The sequence below is a fragment of the Caballeronia sp. AZ10_KS36 genome, from assembly GCF_023631105.1.
Classification (GTDB): domain Bacteria; phylum Pseudomonadota; class Gammaproteobacteria; order Burkholderiales; family Burkholderiaceae; genus Caballeronia.
Window position 1 is genome coordinate 114452 of sequence record NZ_JALQDQ010000037.1, and the last position, 20254, is coordinate 134705.

At 64.8% G+C, this 20254-nt stretch carries 19 protein-coding genes; 9 read left to right on the forward strand and 10 right to left on the reverse strand.

Features of this window, described 5'->3' with window-relative positions; translation table 11 throughout:
• Positions 1–45 precede the first annotated feature (45 nt).
• Positions 46–984, reverse strand: a complete 939-nt coding sequence (locus tag NCR35_RS23045; protein WP_250536252.1) for a LysR family transcriptional regulator — start codon at positions 982–984, stop codon at positions 46–48.
• 113 nt (positions 985–1097) lie between these two features.
• On the opposite strand from NCR35_RS23045, the gene gbd reads away from it, so the two are divergent.
• The 5 genes from gbd (at position 1098) to NCR35_RS23070 (ending at position 5031) form a co-directional block, all read left to right on the forward strand.
• Entirely contained in the window at positions 1098–2237 is a 1140-nt protein-coding gene (gene gbd, locus NCR35_RS23050; RefSeq protein ID WP_250536253.1) for a 4-hydroxybutyrate dehydrogenase, read from the forward strand.
• A 104-nt stretch (positions 2238–2341) separates the two neighbouring features.
• A complete protein-coding gene (locus NCR35_RS23055; RefSeq protein WP_250536254.1) occupies positions 2342–2545 on the forward strand; it encodes a hypothetical protein in 204 nt (67 codons plus the stop codon).
• Positions 2546–2686: 141 nt separating this feature from the next.
• A complete protein-coding gene (locus NCR35_RS23060; RefSeq protein ID WP_250536255.1) occupies positions 2687–3580 on the forward strand; it encodes an urea transporter in 894 nt (297 codons plus the stop codon).
• Between the two features lie 465 nt (positions 3581–4045).
• On the forward strand, positions 4046–4822 hold the full coding sequence (locus NCR35_RS23065) for a class II aldolase/adducin family protein (protein ID WP_250536256.1): 777 nt from the start codon (positions 4046–4048) through the stop codon (positions 4820–4822).
• Positions 4768–5031: a 4-oxalocrotonate tautomerase gene (locus tag NCR35_RS23070; RefSeq protein WP_250536257.1), complete on the forward strand. Its 264-nt coding sequence runs from the start codon at positions 4768–4770 to the stop codon at positions 5029–5031. Before NCR35_RS23065 ends, NCR35_RS23070 begins: the two co-directional genes overlap by 55 nt.
• Positions 5032–5083: 52 nt before the next feature.
• On the opposite strand, the gene NCR35_RS23075 is transcribed toward NCR35_RS23070, so the two are convergent.
• The 4 genes from NCR35_RS23075 to NCR35_RS23090 all read right to left on the reverse strand — a co-directional run bounded on the left by NCR35_RS23075 (position 5084) and on the right by NCR35_RS23090 (position 11337).
• Positions 5084–7258, reverse strand: coding sequence for a malate synthase G (locus tag NCR35_RS23075; RefSeq protein WP_250536258.1), 2175 nt, complete (start codon positions 7256–7258; stop codon positions 5084–5086).
• A 192-nt stretch (positions 7259–7450) separates the two neighbouring features.
• On the reverse strand, positions 7451–9688 hold the full coding sequence (locus NCR35_RS23080; RefSeq protein ID WP_250536259.1) for a xanthine dehydrogenase family protein molybdopterin-binding subunit: 2238 nt from the start codon (positions 9686–9688) through the stop codon (positions 7451–7453).
• Positions 9689–9719: 31 nt separating this feature from the next.
• On the reverse strand, positions 9720–10724 hold the full coding sequence (locus NCR35_RS23085) for an FAD binding domain-containing protein (protein WP_284503236.1): 1005 nt from the start codon (positions 10722–10724) through the stop codon (positions 9720–9722).
• Between the two features lie 10 nt (positions 10725–10734).
• Entirely contained in the window at positions 10735–11337 is a 603-nt protein-coding gene (locus NCR35_RS23090; protein ID WP_250536260.1) for a (2Fe-2S)-binding protein, read from the reverse strand.
• Positions 11338–11697: 360 nt separating this feature from the next.
• Here NCR35_RS23090 and NCR35_RS23095 point away from each other — a divergent pair, with 360 nt between their 5' ends.
• Positions 11698–12384 carry a nitroreductase gene (locus NCR35_RS23095; RefSeq protein ID WP_250536261.1) on the forward strand — a complete coding sequence of 229 codons (687 nt, stop codon included), beginning with the start codon at positions 11698–11700 and terminating at the stop codon, positions 12382–12384.
• A 227-nt stretch (positions 12385–12611) separates the two neighbouring features.
• Here the strand turns inward: NCR35_RS23095 and NCR35_RS23100 are convergent, their stop codons facing one another.
• Entirely contained in the window at positions 12612–13928 is a 1317-nt protein-coding gene (locus NCR35_RS23100) for an MFS transporter (RefSeq protein WP_250536262.1), read from the reverse strand.
• A 230-nt stretch (positions 13929–14158) separates the two neighbouring features.
• On the opposite strand from NCR35_RS23100, the gene NCR35_RS23105 reads away from it, so the two are divergent.
• Both NCR35_RS23105 and NCR35_RS23110 read left to right on the forward strand, forming a co-directional pair.
• Complete coding sequence (locus NCR35_RS23105; RefSeq protein ID WP_244850537.1) at positions 14159–15055, forward strand: LysR substrate-binding domain-containing protein; 897 nt, start codon at positions 14159–14161, stop codon at positions 15053–15055.
• Between the two features lie 94 nt (positions 15056–15149).
• Entirely contained in the window at positions 15150–16343 is a 1194-nt protein-coding gene (locus tag NCR35_RS23110) for a M20 aminoacylase family protein (protein WP_250536263.1), read from the forward strand.
• Here the strand turns inward: NCR35_RS23110 and NCR35_RS23115 are convergent, their stop codons facing one another.
• Complete coding sequence (locus NCR35_RS23115; RefSeq protein WP_250536264.1) at positions 16344–17216, reverse strand: endonuclease/exonuclease/phosphatase family protein; 873 nt, start codon at positions 17214–17216, stop codon at positions 16344–16346. It lies immediately after the preceding gene.
• 157 nt (positions 17217–17373) lie between these two features.
• Here NCR35_RS23115 and NCR35_RS23120 point away from each other — a divergent pair, with 157 nt between their 5' ends.
• Positions 17374–17832: a DUF4019 domain-containing protein gene (locus NCR35_RS23120; RefSeq protein ID WP_244850527.1), complete on the forward strand. Its 459-nt coding sequence runs from the start codon at positions 17374–17376 to the stop codon at positions 17830–17832.
• A gap of 14 nt (positions 17833–17846) precedes the next feature.
• Here NCR35_RS23120 and NCR35_RS23125 read toward each other — a convergent pair whose 3' ends face one another.
• From NCR35_RS23125 to NCR35_RS23135, 3 genes are all read right to left on the reverse strand, one after another.
• A complete protein-coding gene (locus NCR35_RS23125; protein ID WP_250536265.1) occupies positions 17847–18152 on the reverse strand; it encodes a high-potential iron-sulfur protein in 306 nt (101 codons plus the stop codon).
• Positions 18153–18538: 386 nt separating this feature from the next.
• On the reverse strand, positions 18539–18667 hold the full coding sequence (locus NCR35_RS23130) for an MFS transporter small subunit (RefSeq protein ID WP_250536266.1): 129 nt from the start codon (positions 18665–18667) through the stop codon (positions 18539–18541).
• 27 nt (positions 18668–18694) lie between these two features.
• Positions 18695–20089, reverse strand: coding sequence for an L-lactate MFS transporter (locus tag NCR35_RS23135; protein WP_250536267.1), 1395 nt, complete (start codon positions 20087–20089; stop codon positions 18695–18697).
• Positions 20090–20254 lie beyond the last annotated feature (165 nt).

The following is a 20254-nucleotide window of genomic DNA, read 5'->3' on the forward strand; positions in this document are numbered from 1 at the left end:
AACGCGCGGCGCGTCGGTAATCTCGTCCGTTGTCCGACACAGCGATCATGCACTCACAGCGCGTCCCGCTTGCGTGATCTCTTCCATCAATAACCGCACGCCGGGGGATAACGGCGCATCGCGTCGGGTGACCATTTCGTATGGTTCGCTCTTCGACGAAAACGCGAGCGGCAGCGTGCACACGACGCCATGCGCGGTGCAGAAGCGCGCGACATCGACCGATACGAGCGCCACCAGCGACGGGTTCTTTTGCAATAGCGCGAGCGTCGCGAACGCTGAAGTCGTTTCGAGCAGATGCGCCGGAAAGCGCAGCCCTGCGTCGTGGAACTCGCGTTCGAGCAGAAGACGCATCGGCATGTTCGCGCGATACACGACCCAGCGGTGCTTGGCCAGATCCTTGAGCGCCACGCGCCGCCGCTTCGCGAGCGGATGCGCGGTATTGGCGATAACGGCGAGCGTCTCCTGCTGCACGACGACGCTGTCGTAGAGATACGGCGTCTGGCTCACGCTCGTGCGACACACGGCGACGTCGAGCCGTCCGGCGTCGATGAGACCGAGCAGCGTCGCGCTTGTGTCCTCGACGATCTCGACGGACATCTCTGGCTGACGCGCGCCGAGCGCCGTGATGGCGTCGGTGACGAGCGGCACCGCGCCCATGATGACGCCCACGGACACGCGCCCGCCGAAGCCGCGCATGATGCCGACGATCTCTTCGCGTAGATGCGCGAGGTCGGTCTGAATGAGCCGTGCATAGCGGATCACGCAATGGCCGACGGCGTTCGGTTCGAGGCCCCGATGCGTGCGCACGAAAAGCGGCGTGCCGAACGTGGTTTCGATTTCATGCAGCGACTTGCTCACGCCCGGTTGCGTGAGAGCGAGCTGACTGGCCGCGCCTTGCAGTGAACCGCGTTCTTCGAGCGCAATGAGAAGACGCAGTTGCCTCAAGTGCAGCCGCGAAAGAATCGAATTGAGCGATGGCGTCATGTTGCGGTTTGACTTGAGGAAAAGTTATACCCCTATCACATGCCGTCAGTATCGCGGACGCGCAGCGCTCCGTATACTCGGCCGATCTGCCTATAACTTTTCCTCATCTCGCCATGCCGCTCATCAATTACATCACGCAGATTCAGTTCGACTTCGGCGCCGTGCGCCTTCTTCCCGGAGAGTGCGAACGCATCGGTATTCGACGTCCGCTCATCGTGACGGATGCGGGTATTCGCGCTGCGGGCCTGCTCGACAAGATCGTGGATGCGCTCGGTCCCACGTTCGAGGCGCCGGTCTTCGACGCGACGCCGCCGAATCCGAACGAAGCCGCCGTGCGCGCGGCGGTCGAGTTGTATCGCGCGAACGGCTGCGATGGCGTGATCGCGGCGGGTGGCGGCTCGTCGATCGATCTGGCGAAGGGCGTGGCGGTTTGCGCGACGCATGAAGGACCGCTGCAGAGCTTCGCCGTGATCGAGGGCGGACTCGCGCGCATCACGGCGGCGACCGCGCCGGTCATCGCCATTCCGACGACGGCCGGAACCGGCAGCGAAGTGGGTCGCGGCGCGATCCTCATTCTGGATGACGGCCGCAAGGTCGGCGTGATCTCGCCGCACGTGGTGCCGAAAGTCGCCATCTGCGATCCCGAACTGACGCTCGGCCTGCCGCCGATGCTCACCGCCGCGACCGGCATGGACGCCATCGCGCACTGCCTCGAAACCTTCATGGCGCCGGCGTTCAACGCGCCCGCCGACGGCATCGCGCTCGACGGTCTGTGGCGCGCGTGGCGATACATCGAGCGGGCGACGCGCGACGGCTCCGACCGCGCCGCGCGCTGGAACATGATGAGCGCGTCGATGCAGGGCGCGCTCGCGTTCCAGAAGGGCCTCGGCTGCGTGCATAGCCTGAGCCATTCGCTCGGCGGCATCAATCCGAAGCTGCACCACGGCACGCTGAACGCCATCTTTCTGCCGGCGGTAATCGCGTTCAACCGCAGCGCGCCGTCGATGCAGGAGGAAGGCAAGCTCGACCGCATCGCGCAGGCGATGGGCCTTGCATCCGGCGACGAAGTCGGCGACGCGATTCGCGCGATGACCGCGACGCTCGGCCTGCCGCGCGGCCTCGCTGAACTCGGCGTCACGCGCGACCTGTTCCCGCGCATCATCGCCGGCGCGATGAAGGATCACAGCCACAAGACGAACCCGCGCGAGGCGACGAGCGACGACTACGCGGCGATGCTGGAAGCGTCGATGTAACGGGCGTCCGAAGCGGCGCACGGCGGATTTGCGGCATTGCAACAACACACTAGGGGAAAACCCTAGGCTCTGTTACAATCGCTGCAAATTCAGGAAGAAACACCATGCGCCACCGTTACGTCATTCTCGAAAAGATCGCTTTTACGTTGCTCACGCTGTCCGCAGTCGCCGATGCCAGCTACATCACCTGGGAAGAGCACCCGAACTTCCGCGAAAACGTCGCTGAGTTCGTCCAGAAGAGTTCGGAGCTGAATTACGCGACCGCCACGGTCGACGGCTCGACCCTCATGCCGATGGCTTTCAACTAAGCGATATTGCATCTCCCGCCGCTTCCGAAAGCGGCGGGCTCAAGCTCTCCCTTCCCGCATACCCGCTATTCGGCCCGCCGTCGCACGGCGCGCGCCGCTTGTCCTATGCTGGCGGCTTTCGGTCCAACGCAGCCGCCGCGCATGTCCACCGTTCTTCGTCGCGACGCCGTTCTCGGCGAAACCCTCGTCAGCTTCGCCCGCAGCATCGGGCAGATCGTGCTTCAGCAAAACGCGGCGACGGGCGCGTTCGTGTTCGCGGGTGTGCTGTGCGCGAGCCCGCGCCTTGCCTGCGGCTTGCTGATCGGCGCGCTCGCGGGGAAGGTCGTGACGATCATCACCGAAGCTGCCGATTCGCCCGCCCTGCGCGACGACCTCTACGGTTTCAACGGCGCGCTCGCCGCGTTGGCGGCGTTCACCTTCATTCGGGACGCGTCGCAGGCGGCGGCCGTCGCAATCCTCGCCGCCGTCTTTGCGACGATGCTCGCGGGCACGCTCGCGCGCGGGCTGTCGCGCTGGAACTTGCCGATCCTGTCGAGCCCGGCGATTATCGTCACCTGGTGCTGGATGCCGCTTCTGGCCGACCGGGGCGAAGTCGGCGCGCTGGGGCCTGTCGCCAGCAGTCTCGACGGATTGATCGGGGCCGCTTTCGCGGGACTCGCGCCCATCGTGTTCGCATCCGGCGCGCTCGCGGGCGGGTTGATCGCCGCAGGACTTTTGGCCGCGCGGCCCGCGCGCGCGGGCTGGGCGATCGCGGGCAGCGCGCTGGGCGCGGCGCTGCACGGCCTGGGCGGCGCGGACGACGCCGTGCTGCTGTCGGGCGCGTGCGGCTTCAACGCGGCGTTGGTGGCGCTGGCTGCCGCGCCGCTCGGCGCGCGGTATGCGCTCATCGGCATCGCGGTGGCGGTGGTCATCGAGCGCATCGCGGATAGCGCCGGCATCGCCGCGCTGACCGCGCCGTTCGTGCTGGCGTCGTGGGCGGTGATTGCGCTCGCGCGCAGGCTGGAAGGGCGTCGCGGAGAGACGTTTGTTGCATAAGGCCGGTGAGGCGTCGGGCCAGTATCAAGAATGAGGTCAGCGTGATTCGCCAAAGCGCCAATTCTTCCCGACAGCTTCGCGGAGCCTCAGTGCGGTGCCGAGGCGCCAACGCAAGTACACAGCTTCGAGAGCGGCCTGATTGAGACGCTGAGGCGCCAACTCTGTCTGACAGTTTCATCATGACTTTGGAGTCGGGCGTGGGGCCAGAGTAAGGCGCTAAAGCGCCAACTCTGGCCGACAGCTTTGCATGGGGCCATAGTAGGCGCTAAAGCGCCAACTCTGGCCGACAGCTCTGCATGGGGCCAGAGTAAGGCGCTAAAGCGCCAACTCTGGCCGACAGCTCTGCATGAGACCAGAGTAAGGCGCTAAAGCGCCAACTCTGGCCGACAGCTCTGCATGGGGCCAGAGTAGGCGCTAAAGCGCCAACTCTGGCCGACACGCCAACCCTGGCCCACAGGAGACCCTATGTCCTTCGCCCACACCCCCGAGCGCCGTATCGACGAAAGCGCGCCGCGTTCCGCCGCCGAAGCCGCCACGCGCGTCGAACTCGCCGCCGCGTATCGGCTCGTCGCGCTGAACGGCTGGGACGACGTCGTCTATACGCATATTTCCGCGAGCGTGCCGGGCGAGCCGGGCCGCTTTCTGATCAACCCGTTCGGGCTCGCGTTCGATGAAGTCACCGCGTCGAACCTTGTGAAAATCGACATCGCAGGCAACGTGATCGGCGAGCGCGCGCACAGTGTCAACGCCACCGGCTTCGCGCTGCACGCCGCCGTGCATGCCGCGCGCGCCGACGCCGCGTGCGTCATGCATCTGCATGTGCGCGAAGCCATCGCCGTATCGGCGCAACCGCATGGCCTGCTGCCGGCGTCGCAACACGCGATGCGCTTTCACGGCCACCTCGCGTATCACGACTACGAGGGCCTCGCGTTCTCGCCGTCCGAAGGCGAGCGCCTCGTCGCGAGCTTAGGCAGACATCGCGCGATGCTGTTGCGCAATCACGGCCCGCTTTCGCTCGGGCGCACCGTCGCGGAAGCCTATGTGCTCATGGATACGCTCGTGAAAGCGTGCGACATTCAATTGCGCGCGCTGGCCGGTGTGGGCAAGATGATCGTGCCGACGCCCGAGATCGTGGCGCGCACCGCGGCGCAGCTGCATGACGACGACGCCATAGAAGGCGCGCTCGAATGGCTCGCGCTCTTGCGCAAGCTAGACCGCATCGATCCGTCTTACCGCCATTGAACATTCAAGAGGAGAACGAAGCAATGCCGACTTTCAACATCCAGCTTTTCGAAGGCCGCACGGTGGAAGAGAAGCGCAAGTTCGTCGAGGCGATCACGCGAACGACGTGCGAGACGCTCGGCTGCGAGCCGGGCTCGGTGGATATCATCCTGACAGACGTCAAGCGCGAGAACTGGGCGACGGCCGGCAAGCTCTGGTCGGACCGGTAGTCCGACACAAAAAGAACGCAGCAGCACGTCGCTGCTGCGTTCATCCAGACGCTTACGCCGTCTCTTTCGCGGCCAGCCGGAACTTGTGCAAGAGCGGTTCCGTGTAGCCGTTCGGCTGCGTGCGGCCTTCGAACACCAGCGCGCACGCGGCCTTGAACGCGTAGGAGCTGTCGAACGCGGGCGCCATCGGACGATAGTACGGATCGGCGTCGTTCTGCTTGTCGACGACGGCGGCCATGCGCTCCAGCGTCTGACGCACCTGCTCCTCCGTGACGATGCCGTGCCGCAGCCAGTTCGCGATGTGCTGGCTCGAAATGCGCAGCGTCGCGCGATCTTCCATCAGGCCGACATCGTGAATGTCAGGCACCTTTGAGCAGCCGACGCCCTGATCGATCCAGCGCACCACGTAGCCGAGAATGCCCTGCGCGTTGTTCTCGATCTCGTTGCGGATATCGTCTTCCGACCACGACGGATTCTCGACGACCGGAATCGTCAGGAGTCCGTCGAGAAGCCCGTTCTTCACGCTCTCGTAGTCGATGCTTTCCATTTCCTGCTGGACCTGCTGCACATCGACCTGATGGTAATGCAGCGCGTGCAGCGTCGCGGCGGTCGGCGACGGCACCCACGCGGTATTCGCGCCAGCTTTCGGATGCGCGATCTTCTGTTCGAGCATCGCGTGCATCAGGTCCGGCATCGCCCACATGCCCTTGCCGATCTGCGCGCGCCCGCGCAAGCCGGCATTCAGGCCGACGAGCACGTTGTTGCGTTCATAGGCGCTGATCCATGCCGACGACTTCATGTCGCCCTTGCGCATCATCGGGCCGGCTTCCATCGACGAATGCATCTCGTCGCCGGTGCGGTCCAGAAAGCCCGTGTTGATAAACGCGACGCGCGCGCTCGCCGCCGCGATGCACGCCTTGAGATTGACGCTGGTGCGCCGCTCCTCGTCCATGATGCCCATCTTGATGGTGTGACGCGGCAGGCCGAGCAGGTCTTCCACGCGCGTGAAAAGTTCGTCCGAGAACGCCACTTCGGCAGGCCCGTGCATCTTCGGCTTCACGATGTAGATGGAGCCGGTGCGCGAGTTGATCTTGTTCTTGAGATCGTGCATGGCGCCGAGCGTCGTCATCACCGCATCGAGAATGCCTTCGGGCACTTCGTTGCCGTCGCGATCGAGCACGGCGGGGTTCGTCATCAGATGCCCGACATTGCGAATGAACAGCAGCGAGCGGCCATGCAGCTTGAGCGTGGAGCCGTTCGGCGCGGTGTATTCGCGGTCCGGGTTCAGGCTGCGCGTAAAGGTCTTGCCGTTCTTCGTGACCTGCTCCGACAGCTGGCCCTGCATCAAGCCGAGCCAGTTGCGGTAAAGCTGCGTCTTGTCGGCGGCATCCACGGCTGCGACCGAATCTTCGCAGTCGATGATGGTGCTCACGGCCGCTTCGATCAGCAGGTCCTTGACGTGCGCCGCATCCGTCTTGCCGATGGAGTCGTTCGCGTCGATCTGAATCTCGATATGCAAGTCGTTGTGCTTGAGCAGCACGGCGTGCGGCGCGCTGGCATCGCCCTGAAAGCCCGCGAACTGCTCCGGATTCGCTAGGCTGCTCTTGCCGTCACGCAACGTCACGACGAGTTGGCCGCGCTCGACGCTGTACTTCGTGGCGTCGGCGTGCGAGCCGTGCGCGAGCGGCGCGTTGTCGTCGAGGAACGCGCGCGCGTAGGCGATCACTTTCGCGCCGCGCTTCGGGTTGAATTCGGCGGTGCGCTCGGCGCCGTCGCTATCGTCGATGGCGTCGGTGCCATAGAGCGCGTCGTACAGGCTGCCCCAGCGCGCGTTCGCGGCGTTGAGCGCATAGCGCAGATTCGACAGCGGCACGACGAGCTGCGGGCCGGCCTGCTCGGCGATCTCGCGGTCCACGTTTGCCGTGGTCGCGCGCACATGCGCGGGCGCGGGAACGATATAGCCGATCTCCTCCAGGAACTTGCGATACGCGCGCAGATCGCGCACGGGGCCGGGATTGCTGCGGTGCCAGTTGTCGAGCTCGCTCTGCATGCGGTCGCGTTCGGCGAGCAATGCGCGGTTCTTCGGCGCGAGGTCGTGCACGAGCGCATCGAACCCTTGCCAGAAGGCTGCGGCATCGACGCCCGTGCCGGGAATCGCTTCTTCTTCGACGAACTTGGCGAGACTCGATGCGACCTTCAGGCCGTGCTGTTGAATCATGTCGTTCATGGGCACTCCGGCTGATTGCTGCTTAATAGAATAGGGGCGGGGTGGCTTATGGTAGCGCGGATCGAGGGCGGGATCGAATCTTGACCGCGCGCAAGCGATGTGCCTGCGCGGGCAGTGGCAGGCCATGTCGAAGAGAAATGTGGGGATCGGCCCGGCCCGTCGCGGGCAATGCACGACCGGGCCAGGCGATGACTACGCGCCGAGCAGATCCTCGATCATCACCGGCAGCTTTCTGACCCGCACGCCGGTCGCGTGATAGACCGCTCCGGTGATGGCCGCCGCGATGCCCGCCAGCCCGATCTCCGCGATACCCCGCGCGCCGAGTTCGTTGAACACCGTATCGGGATGGTCGAGGAAGGTCACATCCAGCCGCGGCGTGTCCGCATGCGTCGCGACCACGTAATCGGCCAGATTGTTGTTGACGGGCGCGCCGCTGCGCTCGTCGTAGACCGTGTGCTCGAAAAGCGCCATGCCGACGCCCATCACCACCGCGCCTTCCACCTGATTACGCGCGGCACGCGGGTTGAGAATCTTGCCGCCGTCGATCACGGTGACCACGCGGCTCACGCGCAGCCGCGCCGTCTCCGGCTCCCACGTCACTTCCGCGAAATGCGCGCCGTACGAGTGGATGGACCACTTCTTCTTGAGCGGATCGTCGAAGCCGCCTTCCGCGCTCGCGCTGCCCGACGCCGCGTGCATGCGCGCCGCCTCCAGAATGCGCGGAAACGGCACGCCGCTTTCCGGCGCTTCGTTCTTGCGATGCACGCGCGCGTGGCTGAACGCGAGGTCGCCCGCATTTGCGCCCGCGAACGGCGAGCCCTCCGCCGCCGCTGCGCGCGAGAGCACCATCTGGATGGCGGCACGCGTTGCGTCCAGGACGGCCGGGATCACCGATGCGGTCGCCGCCGATCCGCCGGAGATCGGACCGAGCGGCAACGCGGTATCGCCGAGGCCGACTTCGATCTTGTCGAGCGCGATGCCGGTCTGCTCCGCGACGAGCTGCGCGAGGATCGTGTACGTGCCGGTGCCGATGTCCTGCGTGCCGCACACGACGCGCGCCGTGCCGTCTGCGCGCAGATCGACGCTCGCTTCCGCCGAGAAGCGCAGCCCCGGCCAGCTGCACGCGCCGACGCCCCAGCCGAGCGTGAGTCCGTCGCGCTTCATCGAGCCGACTTCCGGCGTGCGCTGCGACCAGCCGAAACGTTCTGCGCCCGTCTTCAGGCATTCGACGAGATGCCGCGACGAGAACGGCAAGCCGCTGCTTTCATCGACAGAAGGTTCGTTGCGCAGGCGCAATTCGACCGGGTCCATCTTCAGCGCGATGGCGAGTTCGTCCAACGCGGATTCCAGCGCGTAGAGGCCGGGCACGGCGCCCGGGCCGCGCATCGACGTGGGCGAGCCGACGTGGCGCTTGACCGTGCCGCCCGTCACGCGCAGATTCGCCGTGCTGTACATGTGTGGCGTGGCTTCGCCGCAGTCTTCGGTGTAATCGTCGGCGAGCGCGCTGTGATTCAGGAAGTCGTGCTGCAAGGACACGAGCTTGCCATCCTGCGTCGCCGCGAGCCGCACGCGCTGCTGCGTCACCGGACGATGCCCCACGTTCTGGAACATCATCTTGCGGCTCACGACGAGCTTCACCGGCCGGGCGGTCAGACGCGTCGCGGCTGCGGCGAGCAGCGAATGCGGCCACATCCACAACTTGCCGCCGAAGCCGGAGCCGAGATAGCGCGAGACCACGCGCACCTTTTCTTTCGGCACGCCGAGCATCTGCACGAGCGTTCCGCGATGGTTGGACACCGCCTGACTCGTCTCGTAGAACGTGTAGTTCTCGCCGTCCCAGTGCGCGATGGTCGAATGCAGTTCGATCGGATTGTGCGTCTCGACGGGCGTGACATACGTCTCGTCGATCTTCACCGGCGCGCTGGCGAACGCGCCGTCCGGATCGCCGCGTTCGCTCGCCACCTTGAGCGGTTTGTCGGGTGTCAGCGTCGCGCTGACGTCGTGAGGCGCGACTTCATAGCCGACCTTGATCGCAGCGGCCGCCGCGCTCGCGGCTTCGAACGTCACGGCGATCACGCACGCGACGTATTGCCCGTAATAACGAATGACGTCGTCTTCGAACGGCGGGCGCTGTTCATCGACATAACCGTTTTCGAACGAATTGCCGGGTATGCGATACAGACGCCCGATGTTGCCGCGATGCAGAACGAGCTTCACGCCCGGCATCGCTTCGGCGGCGGCGAATTCGAGCGACGTGATCCTGCCGCTCGCGATGGTGCTGCAGACCGGCACGGCGTAGAGCATGCCGGGCAGATCGACATCGGATGTGTAAGTCGCGCGGCCGCAGACCTTGAGCGGTCCGTCGATGCGCGACTGCGGCCGTCCGATCACGCCGTTCGGTGACGGCTGAATGTCTGGCGCAGTGGACATGTGTCGGTTCCTCGATCGGATTCAGACGTGTTCAGGACGCTTGCGTGGCGAGCTTCAGCGCATGCACGATGCAGCGCTTCGCCAGCTCCACCTTGAAGGCGTTGCCGCTTTGCGGCTTCGCGTCGGCGAGCGCGGCGTCGGCGGCGCGGCGGAAGGCCGCTTCGTCGGGCGCGGCGTTCAGCAGTTCGTTCTCTGCTTCGCGCGCGCGCCAGGGCTTCGTCGCGACGCCGCCCAGGCCCACGCGAACATGCGCGATGCGTCCATCGCTCACGCCGATGACAATGGCGGCAGAGGCCAGCGCGAATTCATACGAAGCGCGGTCACGCAGCTTCAGATACAGCGAGCGCGTGCCCGCGACCGGCGGCGGCAGCGTCACGTGCGTGATGAGATCTCCGGGTTCGAGCACGGTCTCGCGATCGGGCGTCGAGGCGGGCAGCAGATGGAAGTCGTCGAATGCGATCGCGCGTTGGCCTCGCGCGCCTTCGACGTGAACCGTCGCTTCGAGCGCGGCGAGCGCCACGTTCATGTCCGACGGATTGCTCGCGATGCACGCTTCGCTCGTGCCGAGAATCGCCTGCGTGCGGTTGAAGCCGCCGATCGCGGAGCAGCCGGTGCCCGGCTCGCGCTTGTTGCACGGCGACGCGGTATCGCGGAAATAGACGCAGCGCGTGCGCTGCAACAGGTTGCCGCCGGTCGTCGCCATGTTGCGTAGCTGAACGGATGCGCCCGACAGCACCGCCTGCGAAAGCACCGCGTAACGCTCGCGTATCAGCGGATGATGCGCGAGATCCGAATTGCGCGAGGTCGCGCCGATGCGCACGCCGCCGTCGTCCGTCGCTTCGATCTTGTCGAGCGGCAAACGGCTGATATCGACGATGCGCGCCGGCTGCTCGACGTTGAGCTTCATCAGGTCGATGAGCGTCGTGCCGCCCGCGAGAAAGCGCACTTCCGCGCCTTGCTGCGCGGTATGCGCGCTTGCGCCCGCGTGAATGGCGTCGGGCAGGTCGCGCGCGCGGGAAAGCTGGAACATTTCCATGGCGCGCTCCTCAGCCCTTGTTGCCGCGCACGGACTGAATCGCCGCGACGATGTTCTGATAAGCGCCGCAGCGGCACAGATTGCCGCTCATGGCTTCGCGCACGTCTTCGTCGTTCGGGCCGATGGGTTCGTCGAGCAGCGCGACCGCCGACATCAACTGGCCGGCGGTGCAGTAGCCGCACTGATAGCCGTCGCATTCGACGAAGGCCGCCTGTAGCGGATGCAGCGCCTGTACTTCGCCGATGCCTTCGATGGTGGTGACCGCATCGCCGTCGTGAGCGGCGGCGAGGCACAGACACGAGTTCACGCGGCGGCCGTTGACATGCACCGTGCATGCGCCGCATTGCCCGTGATCGCAGCCTTTTTTCGTGCCGGTCAGATGCAGATGCTCGCGCAATGCGTCGAGCAGCGTCGTGCGCGGATCGAACGACAGCGTGATGCTGCGGCCGTTCACGGTAAGCGTGACGCTGGCATTCGCATCGCTCGTCTTGGTCGATGGCGGCGTGAGCACTTCGGCCGGCGCGGCGTGCGTCGCGGACTCTGTTTCATGAACGCGAGGCGGCGTGCGCGGCACGATGCGCGTGGCGTTCGATTGAGGGACGGGGTGTTGCATCGAGCATTCTCCTTTTCGACCGGCGCGGGGGCACGTCCGGTCCCATGCAAATGGTTGCGGGCAGTGGCGCGACTTGCAGCGAGAATGCGGCAGGAAGCGTCCAGACTGAAAAAGACGAAGAAGCGGCGACACATGCGGGGCGCGGCGAGCGCCCGCCAGTGCGGAGATGCGGCGCGAAACGGGTCTGCGCATGAGGGCGTCAGGACCGTTCCGGCTTTCGATGTGATGCGAGATGACACTCAGCCAGTATAGGCAGACGCGGCGGATCTTTCACGAATCGAGCGGCGGGTGCGTGAAACATGGCTTACGGCGGAATGCGTGGTAGCGTTCGCGGTGTCGCTTCACTGCCTATTCCGCCCGATGAACGAAAGCCTTTCCGTCACCGATGCCATTGCCACGCGCCGTTCGATCCGCGCGTTCTTGCCCGATCCTGTCGATCGTTCGACGCTCGAAGCGATCTTCACGTACGCCTGCCGCGCGCCTTCGGGCAGCAACATCCAGCCGTGGAAGGTCTACGTGCTCACGCGCGAGGTAAAAGCGGCGCTGTCGCAGGCGATACTCGACGTGTTCAACGATCCGGATGCAGACCGTGAGCACGAAGAAGAGTTTCCGTATTACCCGCGCACGTGGTCCTCGCCTTATCTGGAGCGCCGCCGCGCGCTCGGCATCGGTCTTTATACGCTGCTCGGTTTGACGCGCGAAAACAAGCAAGGCATGCATGCGCAGATGGCGCGCAACTTCGAGTTCTTCGGCGCGCCCGTCGGCGTTATCTTCACGACGGATCGCACGATGGAGCGCGGTTCATGGCTCGACTACGGCATGTTCCTGCAGAACGTGATGTTGATGGCGCGCGCCTTCGGCCTCGACACGTGTCCGCAGGCGGCCTTCAACCGCTATCACCGCATCATTGCGGCGCACCTGAAACTGCCGGAGAACGAGACGGTGGTCTGCGGCATGAGCCTCGGTTATGCGGACTGGTCGCAGCCGGAGAATCAGTTGATAAGCGCGCGAGAGCCGCTGCATAACGTGTTGCGGTTTGTCGATTAGTCAGTGAGGAATGAGGCCGCGAGCGAAGAGGGAAAGCACGAGTGCGCCTAGCGTCACGAAGACGACGAGCACGATGATTACGGCGAGAAGACGCAGGAGCAATTGCATTGCATGAGCCCCAAAAAAAAGGGCCGCTTGCGCGGCCGGAAGGAGGGGTGGGTCGGTCAAATGCAGACTACGACCCGTTTCTTAATCGAGGCTTAAGCAATGCAGCGCGGCAATGCTCATTAGCGCAGCGCGTCGCTATACCGGTCGCGCAGCGGAAGAATCGTCACCAGCGCGACCGCACTGCCGAAGATCACGTAATAGCAGATGGCGAGCGGATCGCCCGTGGTCATCGTGAGCCATTGGACGATAGCCGGCGCAAAGCCGCCGAAGATCATCACCGCGACGTTGTAGCTCACCGAGATGCCCGTCGAGCGGACGCTGGACGGCAGCAGTTCGGAGATGAACGCGGGATAGCAGCCCTGATACGCGCTGAGGTAGACCATGAGCAACGCCTGACAGCAGATGAGCGTCGGCAGGCTCGGATGCGCGGTCAGAAACGAGAAGATCGGATAGGCGGTCACGAGCGACAGCGCGAGCGCAGTGGCCATCACCTTCTTGCGCCCGAGACGATCCGACAGTCTGCCGAAGACCGGGCAGCAGACGAGATACACGAGCGCGCCGATGGTCGAACTGATGAGTCCGTCGGTGAGCCCCATGTGCAGCACGCGCGTCGCGTGCGTCGGCAGGTATAACAAAAAGATATACGTGCCGATGGTGCCGAACACCGTCAGTCCCAAACCGGCCAGCACGGGCAGCCAATGCTTCGTCGCGGTATCGCGGATAGGGCTCGCGCTGAGTTCGTTCTTCTGCGCCTTCTCGACGAAGACCGGCGATTCGTCCAGTTTCGAGCGCAAATAGAGACCTACCGGCACGATCAACAGGCCGATCACGAACGGCACGCGCCAGCCCCAGCTGTTTAGATGCTCGGGGCTCAGCGTGCGCGTGAGCACTGCGCCGAAGAACGAACCCGCGAGGCTCGCGGCGGCCTGCGCGACCATCTGGAAACTGCCGAAGTAGCCGCGCTTGTTCGCGGGCGCGTATTCGACGAGAAACGCCGTCGCGCAACCCACTTCGCCGCCCGCGGAGAAGCCCTGGATCAGGCGGCCGAGCAGCATCAGAAGCGGCGCGGCCACGCCGATGGCTGCATACGTCGGCGCGAACGCGATGATCGCGATACCCACGGCCATCAGCGAAATGGTGAGCGTGAGCGCCGACTTGCGCCCGACGCGATCGGCCACCGCGCCGAGCACGACGCCGCCGAGCGGTCGCGTGAGGAAGCCCACGCCGAAGGTCGCCCAGGTGGCGAGCAGCGAGATGGTCGGGCTCGTCGCCGGAAAATACAGCTTCGAGATGATGACGGCGAAGAAGCCGTACACCATGAAGTCGAACCATTCGAGCGCGTTGCCGATGGTCGATACGACGATGGCTCGTCGCCCGGAAAGATTGACCGCGGCGTTCTCGCCGGCGGCATGCGAAGCAGGTAGTACGGTGCTCATCGAGTGGACTCCGTGGCTTGGGGGTCGAGTGTGTGGGGTAAAAGCGCGGTGGCTCCCGGCTTCGTTGCGACGACATCCGCTTCAACCTGCTGAAACGACTACTGAAGAGTACGCCTCGCTGAAATAAGAAAATATAGAATTTCTGAACTGACACTCAAGGAAACCTGATTACGACGTCAGGTGAATCCCTAATACGAACGCGACCGAAACAAGATCGCCACGAGATCGCCATGAGCAACATCCGCTTTTTGCGCACGTTCATCGCCGTGGCGCGCTACGGCTCGTTCGCCGCCGCCGCCGAGAAAGTCGCGCTGACGCAGGCAGCCGTCAGCATGCAGATGCAGTCGCTCGAAGACGATCTGAAGCGGCCGCTGTTCGACCGCGTCGGGCGCACGAACCGGCTGACGAGCATCGGCAAGCAGGTGTTGCCGCAGGCGGAGCGGATCGTCGCGCTTTACGACAGCATGCGTCTCACCGGCCTCGACGATGAAATCGCCGGCTCTGTGTCGATAGGCGCGGTGGATTCGGCGATGGGCGCGCTCGCATCGGTCGTCACGGAGTTGAAAGGGCAGTACCCGCGGCTCGATGTGCGGCTCTTCACCGGCAAGGCGCTCGCGCTCGCGCCGCAAGTGGAAGCCGGCGAAATCGACGCGGCGGTGATCGTCGAAATGGCGGGCAAGACGCCCGCGAGCCTCAGCTGGACGCCGCTCTATTCGGAGCCGCTGGTCGCCATCGGATCGTCGGCGAGCGAGGGCGCGAGCGCAGCGGAGTTGCTTGCGAGCGCGCCGTTTCTGCGCTTCGACCGCGCGCAACGGACGGGCGCGCTGATCGATCGCGCGCTGCGGCACAATCGGCTCGCGGTGAACGAGTTCCTCGAACTGAATTCCCTCGAAGTGATCGTCGAACTCGTGCGGCAAGGCGCGGGCGTGTCCGTCGTGCCGCTGCTCGAATACGGTTCGTGGGCGAGCGACCCCGCGCTCGCCGTGCTGCCGCTCGCGAAGAATACGCCGCGCCGCGTCGTCGGCATGCTGGAGCGCAAGATCCACGACCGGCACGCCGTCATGCGCGTGGTGCAGGACAGCATTCGCGCACGCTCGCAAGCCGCCGAGACCGCACGCAACCCATGAGGTTTGCTTAAGTCACGGACAAGAAATATCAGCTTTCCCTGTGAATTACGGCCGTCGACAATGCTCTATTCTTTATTCGACGCAAGAGGACAGCATGCCGATTATTTCCGAGATCGCAGAGGCGCAGGACGAACTCAAGGCCATTCGCCGCGACATTCACGCGCATCCCGAGCTTTGCTACGAAGAAGCCCGCACCGCCGATCTCGTCGCGAGCAAGCTCGAAAGCTGGGATATCGAAGTGACGCGCGGACTCGGCAAGACAGGCGTCGTCGGCGTGTTGAGGAAGGGCACGAGCCAGCGCGCGATCGGCCTGCGCGCGGACATGGACGCGTTGCCGATTCCCGAACTCAACACGTTCGCGCATGCGTCGAAGCACGAGAACAAGATGCACGCCTGCGGCCACGACGGCCACACCGCGATGCTGCTCGGCGCGGCGCGTTATCTGGCGAAGCATCGCGATTTCGACGGCACCGTGGTCTTCATCTTCCAGCCTGCGGAAGAAGGCGGCGGCGGCGCGAAAGCGATGATCGACGATGGTCTTTTCAAGCAGTTCCCCGTCGATGCCGTGTACGCGCTGCACAACTGGCCCGGCATGGCCGCGGGCAACTTCGGCGCACGCGTGGGCGCGACGCAGGCATCGAGCAACGAGTTCGAGATCCGCATCGAAGGCGTGGGCGCGCATGCCGCGATTCCGCACGATGGCGTCGATCCCGTCTTCACCGCGTTGCAGATCGGCACGGGCTTGCAGAGCATCGTCACGCGCAATAAGCGGCCCATCGACGCCGCCGTGCTCTCCATCACGAAGATGGAAGCCGGCCATGCGGTCAATGCCATTCCGACGACCGCAACGCTCGCGGGCACGGTGCGCACGTTCTCCGTCGAAGTGCTCGACCTGATCGAAACGCGCATGAAGGAGATCGTGACGGCGACGGCGGCGGCGTACCGATGCAAGGCCGAAGTGAACTTCGTGCGCAACTATCCGCCGACCGTGAACACGGAAGCCGAAACGCAGTTCGCGCTCGGCGTGATGCAGGAAGTCGCGGGCGCGGATCACGTGAACACGAACGTCGATCCGACGATGGGCGCGGAAGACTTCTCGTACATGCTGCTGGAACGTCCCGGATGCTATGGATACATCGGCAACGGACTGGGCGCGCATCGCGAGCATGGGCACGGCATCGGCCCGTGCATGCTGCACAACAGCAGCTACGACTTCAACGACGAAGTCCTGACGCTCGGATCGACGTACTGGGTCAAGCTCGTCGAGAAGTATCTCGCGCGCGGCTGATCAACGCAGTTCCAGCCACATGGGCTGATGGTCCGATGACCGGCTCTGCTGATCTGCCTCGCAAGCCACGATGCGCGGCGCGAGGTCCGCGGTCACGAAGATGAAGTCGCACGCGAACGGACCGTCCGCCCATTGTTCGTGATCGTACAGGCCGACCGTCGCGGCGCGCGGCTCGTTCGGATGCGCGTGAGACCAGGCATCGACGAAAGAGGGCGCATCGGTCATCGGCTCCAGCATCGCGCGATACGCCGCGCCTTCGTAGGCGCTGTTGAAATCGCCGCAGACGATCGCCGACATGGGCCGCGCGGTATCGGCGAACGGGCTCGCGAGCGTCTCGGCCTTCGCGGGGCGGCGCGCATGCTCGCACGCTTCGCGATGCAACTCACGCAGCCGCGCGACCTGCGCGAGACGCTGCGTCTCCGAATAGAACTCCAGATGCGTGCTGATGACGCGCAGCGGCCCGACATCCGTTTCCATGACCGCTTCGAGCGCGACGCGCAGCATCGACGGCTTCGCCGGATCGGCGGGCCACGGCAGCGAATGACGCAGCACTTGCCGCACCGGCAAGCGGCTGACGATGGCGTTGCCGAACTGCCTGCGCGCCGTGCCTGAGCCTACGGGCGGCAAATCCGAGCCGATTGCTTCGATGACCGTCGCGCCCGGCATGAGGCTCGCCAGTTCCGCGAACTGGTCTGCGCCAGGGCCTCCCGCTAGCCCGCCCGCCTGCTCGCCCTCGTGAAAGCCGCGCGTGACTTCCTGCAGGCAGAGCACGTCGAAATCGCACAGCGCTTTCGCTTCCGCAACGATCCTCGCCACATCGACGCGGCCGTCCACGCCGCGTCCCCATTGCATGTTCCAGTCGACCAGTCGCATGTCGCGTCTCCTTCGAACGATATGTCCGGCTCTAAGGATGCGCGTGATCGCAGCATCCAGTACGCCTGACGAAACGCTGAATTTCAGACTGTCTCATAAAAGCGCGACCTACAATTGCTGCAAACCAATACGCAATCCTCCCACTATGAAAACACGCATGAACAAGCGGCTGGCCGCTTTGGCGCTGATGTCGTTGGCGGTACTCTCGCACGCGCAGCCGACGCCTTCGCTGACGCGCGAACAGCAGGCGGGACTCGACAAGCAGGATCAGGACATCGCGCAGATGGCCGATGTCATCGTGAAGATGATCGATCAGAACAAGACGGGCGAAGTGTGGGATGCAGGGTCGGCCGTCGCGAAGAAAGTCATCACGCGCGAGGACTTCGTGAGCAAGGTCACGCGCGACCGCGCCGCGCTCGGCACGCCGGGCATGCGCATGCCGATGGGCGTCAAGCACCTGCATTTCGACGGCACGGGCAACATGCCAGCGGGCTGGTTCATGAGCGTTTCGTTCGATACGCAGTTCAGCCAGGCGCGCCAGTCGGCGCGTGAAGTGGTGACGTTTATGCTGGACCCGGACAGGGTGTGGCGATTCGTGGGGTATTCGGTGCGGTGACGGTTCAGCCGCCCTCACATATTCGTATAAGAAGCACACCACCCCCGCCCGGCCACGAGCTTTGCGCCGAACAGCGTGCAGCCGCCCCACGCATCGGTGGACTTGCCCTGAAACAGCGAGCAGTTCGCGCACGCCTGATCCGCTGCGTAGTTCGGGTACTTCGCGTTGTCGACCTTCGCGGCATCTTCCTTGTAGCCGACGGCAATGGCTGCGGGATCGCTTTCGCTCAGATGCGGCGCGTCGGCGCTGGCTCGCGTGAGCCAAAGCGATGCGCCCGCGCCCGTCGTCAGAATCAGGAAGTGTCGGCGAGAGGTGGTCATAGCAAGCGGAAGTGATGAAGGGCGTTCGGGCATCCCGCACGATACGCCGACTCGCCCCGCGCCGCACGCGCGGCTCACGAACGGGCGATCGTTTTTCTCCGGCCGCGACAACGCCGCTCAACCTTCGCGCGCGCCTGCCGTTAATCCTGCCAGAACGGCAAACGTACAACACTCCACGCAGCGCCGCTGCGACCCAACTTCGAAGGAGAACGACAATGACTGAAGCAGACTGGATGATGGCAGGCGTGTATCTGTTCCATTTCGTGGCGGGCACGCTCCTTCTGAGCGCGCTCGCGCGACGCAGCCTGAGCCGGCAAAGCCAGCGCGGCCGTTAAGCGCGCCGCGAAGCCGGGCGCCGGAACGCGGCGTCCGGCTTGACGGCCGCGTTACTTGAAGAGCTTGACGGCCTGCGCGAGCGTGTTGGTGATGCCCCACGCGAGCGGAATCAGCACGTAAAGCCAGAACAGCAGCAACAGGCCCTTGTTCGACGAGCCGCGTTCGTATTGGTGGTTCATGCGGGTCTCCTTGTGGGTCTCGTTGGTTTAGCCGGCAGTGGCCGCCGTGTCCATGTGATGTTTTTCATCCACGCGCTTGATGAGAAGGTTGCATACGAAACCGACCACGAGCAGCGCCGCCATGATGTGCAAGGTCATGGTGTAAGCATCCGACTTCGCGACGCCGTGCGCCACTTCGTAGGCGCGGATGTAGTTCACGAGCACCGGACCCGCGATGCCCGCCGCTGCCCACGCCGTCAGAAGACGCCCGTGAATGCCGCCGACGAACGCCGTGCCGAACATGTCCGCGAGGTAAGCCGGAATCGTGGCGAAGCCGCCGCCGTACATCGAAAGAATCACGCCGTACGCGAGCACGAACAGCGCGATGTTGCCGGCCTGCGCGAACTGCGGCACGAGAAAGTAGAGCACCGCGCCCAGCGCGAAGAACACGAAGTAGGTGTTCTTGCGGCCGATCCAGTCCGACGCCGACGCCCACACGAAGCGTCCGCCCATGTTGAAGAGCGACAGGAGGCCGACGAAGCCCGCCGCCGCGCCCGCCGTGATCGACGACTTGAAGCTCTCCTGAATCATGACCGACGCTTGACCGAGCACGCCGATGCCCGCCGTCACGTTCAGAAAGAGCACGAGCCACAGCAGATAGAACTGCGGCGTCTTGAGCGCCTGATCGATGTGCACGTGGTTCTTCGTGATCATCTTGTTCGCGGTGGCAGGCGGCGTCCAGCCGGCCGGCTTCCAGTCCGCCGGCGGGATGCGGATCGCGAGCGCGCCGATGGTCATCGAGATGAAGTAGAGCACGCCCAGCACCACGAAGGTCTCGGCCACGCCCACGCTCGTCGCGCTCTTGAAGTAGTTCATCAGCGCGACCGAGCCGGGCGCGGCGATCATCGCGCCGCCGCCGAAGCCCATGATCGCCATGCCGGTGGCCATGCCGCGCCGGTCCGGGAACCAGCGAATGAGCGTCGATACCGGCGACACATAGCCGAGTCCCAGGCCGATGCCGCCGATCACGCCATAGCCGAGATAGAGCAGCACGATCTGATGCAGGTACACGCCGAGCGCGGACACGAGAAAGCCGCCGCCGAAGCAGCAGGCCGCGGTGAACATGGTGCGGCGCGGGCCGACCTTCTCCAGCCACTTGCCCGCAAAGGCCGCCGACAACCCGAGAAACACGATGGCGAGCGAGAAGATCCAGCCGAGCGTCGTGAGCGACCAGTCGTCCGGCGCGGATTGCGTGATGCCGATCACGCGCGTCAACGGCGCATTGAAGACGGAGAACGCATAGGCCTGCCCGATGCAGAGATGCACGGCGAGCGCCGCGGGCGGCACCATCCAGCGCGAGAAGCCGGGCCGGGCGATGGTCGCTTCCTTGGAAAAGAAGCCTTGCGGGCCGTGCGCGGCCCCTTGCTTGATGGTGCTGTTCATCGTGGTCTCCGTGGCGCGCCGTTCGCGATGCTTCTGGCGTGGCGCGCTCGTCTTTACTTTGTCGTGGCTGTGCGCGGTACGACGCACCGCTATGCATTCCGGCAAACATGCGATGGAACGACATATAGGCGCGACATTCCGTCACGGCTGCGCATGACGTTAGAC